We start from the raw sequence: 7,275 nt of genomic DNA, 5'->3' as shown, positions 1-7,275 counted from the left end.
GTATCTACCGACTGACAGATGCGTATCTACCGACTGACAGATGCGTATCTACCGACTGACAGATGCGTATCTACCGATTGACAGATGCGTATCTATGCTCCCCATAGATGCGTATCTGTACTCCCCATAGATGCGTATCTTTCATTTTGCAGATGCCGGGCTGTAAAAAAATACCCGCCCGGCTGCGGATGTGCAGTCGGGCGGGTAAACTTAGGAAGGCAGGCGCCGTCATGGGCTGTACCGGCTGCCTGCCGTTGTGTCATTCTCCGGCTCAGAGGGGACTTCCTCCCTCGTCGTCGCCGCCATCCGAAGAACCGCCGCCGTCTGTTCCGGCACTGTCGTTGCCGTGCCCTTTGGCCAGCTTGTCCACCCATGCGAACTGTGCCTTTTGCAGGTCGGCTTTGAACGCTTCGTCGGGCCTGAAGGTCAGGTTGACAGACTTGATGTTGCTGGCCGAGACTTGCTCCTTCGTGTCCACTCCCATGCTGGAGATAGCCACGCTGAAACTGCCCCAGTTGCCCAGCTTCACGCTTTCCCCGCTCAGCAGGCGGCGCAACAGGATTTTGCGCAACTGGCGGATGGCCATGATAGCCTCCGCAGGGTTGAGCGTGGTCTCGTCGGCCAACTCGGTTGCTACTTGCGTTTCATCCACCTGTGAGGTGGTGACCTGCGTTACATACCATTTCTGAGGTTCAGACGGTTTGTGCGGATTCACTTTCGGAATCGCTTTAATTAAGATTGGCATAACACATTAAATTTAAATGGTTTATTAATAAGCTGCCGTCCTGTTTTACTTCTTCCGGCAACATGAAGAAGCGGGGCCGTTCCGAAACGGCCCCTTATATCTTCGCGGTGCGGGGCCGTTATTTAGCCTTACATTCTATTCGTGTTCCGTCGGCCTGCACGGCATAGATTTTTACGCCGCTGTTGTTCAGCTTGATGGACGAAGGTACCTCGAAACTGAGGAAGTTGGAGAAGAAGAGCAGTTTTCCGTTTTCCGAGCCTTGCCTTAATTCGAAGGCTACAGCCTCCTTGCCGTCGATAATGCCGACACGCTGTCCCGATATGGTGTACTTGACATCCTTCGTGATTTTCTGTCCATCGCCTTCGAACTGCGTGTAGTAGCCTACGTCGCCTACCTTGTAGTCCCCGATACCTTCGTCATTGTCCTTGCGGTCTTCCAAATAGTAGAAGGCGTGTTTCGGGTCGGGGAGCTTGGCCATTTCTTGCTTGGCCTTCTGTATCATCTGCTGGGTCACATTATATTTGAAGTTTCCGTATTGCTCGATGGTCTCGTTGTTCACCGGCTCGAAGAAGCCCCACATCTCGAAGAACTCCGTCAGGTTCTCGTTCGCTACTTGGCTGGCCTTCACGGCAAACTTCAGCTGGGCCGCACCCGGATCTTTTTCGTCGATACGGTCTTCGCGCAGCCGTTTGAACAGTGTCTGGAAGAAGTCCGTCTTGTGCTTGCAGCGGTGGTAATAGTTCCACAGCTGCCAGTTCATACGCATGTGCAGCTCCGTATCTTCGTTCTGATGGGTGGACGTTCCCATATTCCACCATCCCTCGTTGTTTATGCAGCGGGCGGTAGCCAAGGCGCTAAGCTCGCTTCCGCGCGAACAATACCTCTTCAACTTGTAGAGGACGTAGTTGGAGAAAAGGTTGTTGGACGACTCGGTGGAGCTTGGCCAGTTGATGGCAGCCTGGTGGATGTGTCCTATCTCGTGCGCCGGCCCCCAGGCGTTATCTTTCTTGGCCATAACGTTATCTCTCAGCAGGATGTTGTCCAAATAAGTATAGACGAAGCCGATTCGGTAGTCCGATGCCCACATGTAGCTGCCTTCGGGCGATATGGCAAACAGGTGGTTGTTCACCTGCGAGGGGCGCACGTCGTCGATGCCCATCAGCTCCTGTTCCCATTGGATAATCTCGTCCCACAGGCCGATAGCCGACAGGATGTCTTTGGGCACGGCGCGTATCATCCGGTCGCGGTGGAAGAAGAACATGATGCGTTCGCCGCGCACGCAGAAGTACTTATAGGTAGCTTTCCCGATGAGTTCCTCGTATTTATCGTTCGTCTTATGGGTCTTCAGGTCGAAGAAGCCGCTTACTTTTCCGCTGTCCGGCCCGATGTGTATGGTAATGGGCTTCGAGTTGGGGTTGGTCAGGTCGGCGGTGTACATGATGAAGAGCATGCCCTTCTGCGTGAACCCTACCTTGTTGACGCCTTCTTGCAGGAAGCGTGTCTCTCCGCTGGCGGCTGTCTGTACGTAGGCATCCGCCCCGGAGCCGGTCTGTTCTTCCCCGATGCACTGGACGGAGAGGGAATTACCGTGCGTGTCGCCCACGAGGATAACCACGGAGTCACCGGGTTCTACGTAGATGCCGGTCGGGTTGTCCAGGTTGCTGTATTTCTTGGTCATCAGCCTTTCGGCCCATTCTTCCACGTTGCTGTAGGCCTCGTAAGACTGGATACGAAACTCTTTTTCCCACTCATCATAGGTATTGTTGCGCAGCATGAAGGCAAGTTTGGCGAAGTAGCCGGGCAGGGCGTTCATTTGCTCGTCGGTCACTTCGGATTTCAGCTTGGTACATGTAAGGTCGGTAAATACGGTCAGCAGCTGCTTGTCGAGGCTTTTCTCCGTGTTCTTCCGGTAAAATTCCATTTCGTCGCAGCTGACATAGCCTCCCGCACCCGATTGTACCACGAATTTCACTTTGGTTACTTTGGAATAGGTTTTGCCGAAAGGAACCCTAGTAGGTGCCCCTTGCATCTTGAAGTCATAGTTTCCAAGCAGTTGCTCGTTGGGGTCGCTTTCGGTAGTTAGATAGATGTCGACTTTTCCGAAATTGCCGTTCCCGTATCTTGAGTAATAGATAAGGTAATCGAGATCCTCTTTGTCGAAGTAATATTCCAGCGTAACGGGGAGTTGTGTCCTGTTATTCCAACGGGAATGATATGGCTTTCCTTGATTGCCGAACTTCCCGTCGAAACTGTTTTCAATACCCTGACCCTGGCTCTCTTCGCACTCGCTGGCATGTCCGCCGGTAGGCTTTACTTTAAAGTCTCCTTCCACGATTATATCTTCTATACGCGCACTCTTGGATTCCTGAGTTACCTTGTAGGTAGCGGTCGTTTCCGTATATTTGGTTCCGGTGTAGGTGATGGTGGTGCTGCGGTCTTCGTATGAAGGATTGGCGTCTATGGTATAGGCGTAGTCTTTATCTGTCAAGGCGCGGGTCTTCGTCGCGGCATGCAGCCACGTTGCATCTTCCGAGGTAGTCACCGTATATTCGATATTGGACGTGACGGTGATGGTCAGCGGGCCGCCTTCAGCCGTCACGGTTTGCGCATCCCGCTTCAGAAGGATGGCCGGTCCGAGGCCCAGCTGCCGCACCTCGATAGTGTAGTTTTTCACGCTGGAGCTTACGGTTACATTGGCCGAGCGGACGTCGACCTCTTGGTTTTCCAATAAGCTGATTAAGATTGAACTGGACGAGGAACGCTCCTGCGAAACCAGACACCAGGGTTGGTCGGATTTGACGCTCCATTGCGAAGCTTCCAGATTTGTTTTGACTCTGATGTCCCTGAAGGCCGCCCCTTGTTCGAAGTCCTGTCGCAGATCGTCTTCTTCGATGGAAAACTGGGGAGTAGCCGGTGCATCGTTGTTGTCATCGCTGCACGAAGTGAACCATAATGCGGTACACAAGCAGATTGTCAGTAGTGATACGACTTTCATAGAGTTTTTATTTTTAAAAGGTTGATAATATACATAAGGCCGAGCCGCCACAAAGGTAGAAAATATTTTGGAATATCCTTCACTTTATGCGAAAAAAAAGGAGACAAAACAATAAATGTGTTTTCCCTCCTTTCTTTCTTTTTGGTAAATCGGATATATATAGTAGTGAGTGGAGGGGCAGTTCTTTCGAATACTGCCCCTAAAAGGTTAGAAGAATGTTATTTACCAAAAATTTGCATTTCACCGCAGTTCCAGTGTCCTCCCTGACATACGTTTCCTCCCTTGCTTTCGGTCACGGAGAAACGTACATAGGTAAACGAATCATCGGACGAGAATACATTTGAATCGTATTCTTCATCGCCCTTTGTAAATTCGGTAGTCACCTCACCTAATTCTTTCCAGGTGCTTCCGTCGTTTCCGGCATAAATGATTGTTTTGATAGGTGCACCGTTTGCATTCTCAAATCGCGTCCAGAAATTGTAGGCGAAATGATGGATCGGAGCGGGCAGTTCGAAGTCGATGTAATGTCCGTAAACAGCATCAATTATGGTTCCTGAATAGTCGGAATGCCAGTGGAGTCCGGATCCTCTGCCGTCGAACAATCCGGCCAGACCCGTTCCGTCGTAGTCAACTGTAGCATTGGACGAAAGCATATCGAGCGAGAGCGGTATCTGGGTCAACTCACTTCTCGGGATGGTTTTGTTAATCCCTATGATGCAAGTCGACTTGTCTTCATCGGCAGGAATGCTGGAGTTGGATGTTCCTTTGATACGCAAGGGGATGGCTTGCTGCCCCCATGACAATTTGGACTTGTCCAAGGTTATCGTCACGGTCGCATCGCTGGAATCGTTGTGGAAGGGCGTGACCTCTATCGTATAGGAACCTTCCGCAGCCATTTGCAGGTTTTTCCCGTTTTCTGCATTGTATTGGTCCAGAACGTCCTCGTCTGCCACCACTTCGCAGTCCAGATCCCATAAGCTCACAACAGGCATCTGGACGGATTGGGTGATTGTCTCCGTCCCGGACTCACCCGTGATGTCGTCCGTAGTAATAAATCCGGTGTTCTCGAAACCTACGGTGAGTACCTGGACGCTGGGAATAATGAACGCATACCGCTTTTGTGCATTGACGGAGTCGGAAGCGCTGTAAAGCTCGAACGGGATGACGTAGGTTGCGTCTGTTCCGTCGTATTGTTCAATTTGTTCGGCTACCAGCGATACGTTTATGGTCTTGTACATGTCGGCGGCTCCAAACTGTAGCGAGGTATTGTCTACGGTATAGCAGGTGCCCGGCAATGCCTTGTAGTTTACGCCTTCCGAAGTGTTGTATGCGGCAAGGCTTGCGTCGCTCATGATGTCGACCTCGATTGATGCCGTCGTCCCCAGAGCGGAACCGGACTTGTTTACGATAAGGGAATAGTCCGTATTTTCTCCGGTTTTGTAGACGGTCAACGGCAGCTCTCCGCTATTCCTGAAGCAGAGGATGGTACTGAAGTCTGATAAGTATTCGTCCTTGCCGTCCTCACATGCGGTATGTGTCAACAGGCACCCTGCGGCAAGAAGCGCAAATAATATGTTTCTTTTCATAATGAATTCGTTGTTTGATTGTTAGTGTCCATATTACCAACCGTAGTTTTGTATCAACATTTTGTTACGGTCCAGTTCGCGTTGGGAGAACGGATACAGGTAATGGTTGTCTTTAAATACGCGTGTCTCAAAAACGGTACGTTTCCAGAAACCTGCGGGGGTATCTTGCGGGTTGGTACCTTCAAGGGGACACTCGGTATTCATGCCGTACATGGGGCCTCCGTCGGTTTCTGTAGCAATCTTCCAGGTACGGGTGTCGTAGTAACGATGACGTTCAAAGGCCAGTTCGACACGGCGCTCCTTGCGGCACAGCTCTATCAATTCGTCAGTGGTTGCATTGGGATAGACGTCTGTGATGGGATCTAAGCCGGCACGATCGCGCAGGTCTGCCCATTTGTCCATAGCCAGTTGTTCATATCCTCCGGGAAGGGCGACGCCCCGCTTCTTGCATTCCAGCACGGACTCGATGAAGTTCAGGTACATTTCGCCAAGGCGGAATGTGGGGAACGTGATGTTGCCCCAGTTGCCCGATGCCGAACTCAAACGATGATCGTAGAAGCGGTTGAGCAGATAACCGGACTTGGGATAGTCGTGGCTCTTGTTGCCGTTGCCTCCTTTGGCAAAGGAAATCATGGTAGACTGTTCGTTGTGTAGCCACCAGTTTCCGCCGAAGAATACGGTAACATAAAAACGCGGTTCGCGGTCTTTGTACATGTTGGGAGCAGTTATGTCAAAGTAACCGAATTTGCTCCAACCGGTAGCCGGATAGCTCCACGTGCTCAGCTGCAATTCTGTGTCGGTGTCATAGCCGGATTGGCGGTCTGCAATGGGATTTCCGTCGGCATCGTATCCGGTAATCGGGTAGCGGCCGTTGGACATGGCGTAGGCATCCACTTGCTGCTGCGTCGGGCCTATCGCGCCATAGGCTGTACCTGCTACACCCGTCGGTACAGTACCTACTCCCCAATAGAAGCGGTTATTGTAGCGTGACCAGATGAGTTCGTTGTTCCAGTTTACATTGGTAATGCCTGCGTAATCTTCATAAGGATTGCCGTTGCCTGCGCGATACAGTTCGTATTGGGGATTGTCCAACAAAACTTTGGCAGCTTCTGCGGCTTTCAACCATTTGGAGGCGTCGTATTGCTGGGGGAACAGTTCGGCACCCGACAGTTCGGGGAATTCCTCGGTTGCAGGGTTCTTCATGTTGCGATAGAGGGTGTTGCCGTTGAACAGGTCGCGTGCCGAGTACAGCAGCAGTCTTGAAATAACGGCCTGGCAGGTTCCTTTGGTGGCCAGTCCCCATTCCAGTTCTTCGTAGGACGACTGGATTGCGCTGCTGTTGGCGCACTCTGTCATTTCGTTGACTACGTAGTCTACACATTGTTCCCACGTGTTGCGCGGGCGGTAGAGTGCTTCCGTAGAGGCTGTAAAGTCAAGCGGTTCGTCTCCTAACAGGAATACAGGGCCGTAATCGCACATCATCCGAAAATAGTAATAGGCGCGGGCAAAACGGGCTTGCCAATAATACAGGTCGAGGTCTCTTTGGCTAACCAGCGGGTCGTTGCACTTGTAAACGTTCTGCATCAGAATGTTGCATTCGCGGATGCCTTGATAATAGCTCTCCATTTTATAATAGGGGACAGTTGTTGCGTTCCACGAACCGAAATTGATGTATCGGTAAGCACGGTCGTAAGCAATGGAACATTCGTCTGATGCTCCCAGATAAGGTTCCGAGTCACCTATATAATTATCATCAAAGTTGGGCAGAAATGACATGGCATTCAACCAATATTGCTTGGTCGTATTCCGGTTTTCCCAGATTTTCTCGAAAGTGAGCTTTTCATCTTCTTGTCTGTCCAGGAAGTCTTCGCAGGAAGCAAGTGTCAGGGTGCTTGCTGCGAAGCATAACATATAGAATGATTTGAATGTAATCTTCATAAGTCTTTTTG

Annotated in this window: 4 protein-coding genes; all 4 read right to left on the bottom strand. The window is 51.1% G+C overall.

Features of this window, described 5'->3' with window-relative positions; genetic code table 11:
• Positions 1-271: 271 nt before the first annotated feature.
• Positions 272-745, bottom strand: coding sequence for an HU family DNA-binding protein (locus Q0Z70_RS08905; protein WP_298073736.1), 474 nt, complete (start codon positions 743-745; stop codon positions 272-274).
• Between the two features lie 118 nt (positions 746-863).
• Complete coding sequence (locus tag Q0Z70_RS08900) at positions 864-3,740, bottom strand: M60 family metallopeptidase (protein ID WP_298073735.1); 2,877 nt, start codon at positions 3,738-3,740, stop codon at positions 864-866.
• A gap of 218 nt (positions 3,741-3,958) precedes the next feature.
• Positions 3,959-5,326 (bottom strand): DUF1735 domain-containing protein, encoded by a 1,368-nt coding sequence (locus Q0Z70_RS08895; RefSeq protein WP_298073734.1) that lies wholly within the window; start codon positions 5,324-5,326, stop codon positions 3,959-3,961.
• Positions 5,327-5,359: 33 nt separating this feature from the next.
• Positions 5,360-7,264: a RagB/SusD family nutrient uptake outer membrane protein gene (locus Q0Z70_RS08890; RefSeq protein WP_298073733.1), complete on the bottom strand. Its 1,905-nt coding sequence runs from the start codon at positions 7,262-7,264 to the stop codon at positions 5,360-5,362.
• Between the last annotated feature and the right edge of the window lie 11 nt (positions 7,265-7,275).

The sequence above is a fragment of the uncultured Bacteroides sp. genome, from assembly GCF_947632445.1.
GTDB lineage: Bacteria > Bacteroidota > Bacteroidia > Bacteroidales > Bacteroidaceae > Bacteroides.
The sequence above is the reverse complement of the archived record's forward strand: the minus strand, read 5'-3'. Positions and strand labels throughout refer to the sequence as shown.

Coding starts and splice junctions, on each gene's coding strand:
- Q0Z70_RS08895 (WP_298073734.1), bottom strand. CDS start 5,326: ATGAAAAGAAACATATTATTTGCGCTTCTTGCCGCAGGGTGCCTGTTG.
- Q0Z70_RS08890 (WP_298073733.1), bottom strand. CDS start 7,264: ATGAAGATTACATTCAAATCATTCTATATGTTATGCTTCGCAGCAAGC.
- Q0Z70_RS08905 (WP_298073736.1), bottom strand. CDS start 745: ATGCCAATCTTAATTAAAGCGATTCCGAAAGTGAATCCGCACAAACCG.
- Q0Z70_RS08900 (WP_298073735.1), bottom strand. CDS start 3,740: ATGAAAGTCGTATCACTACTGACAATCTGCTTGTGTACCGCATTATGG.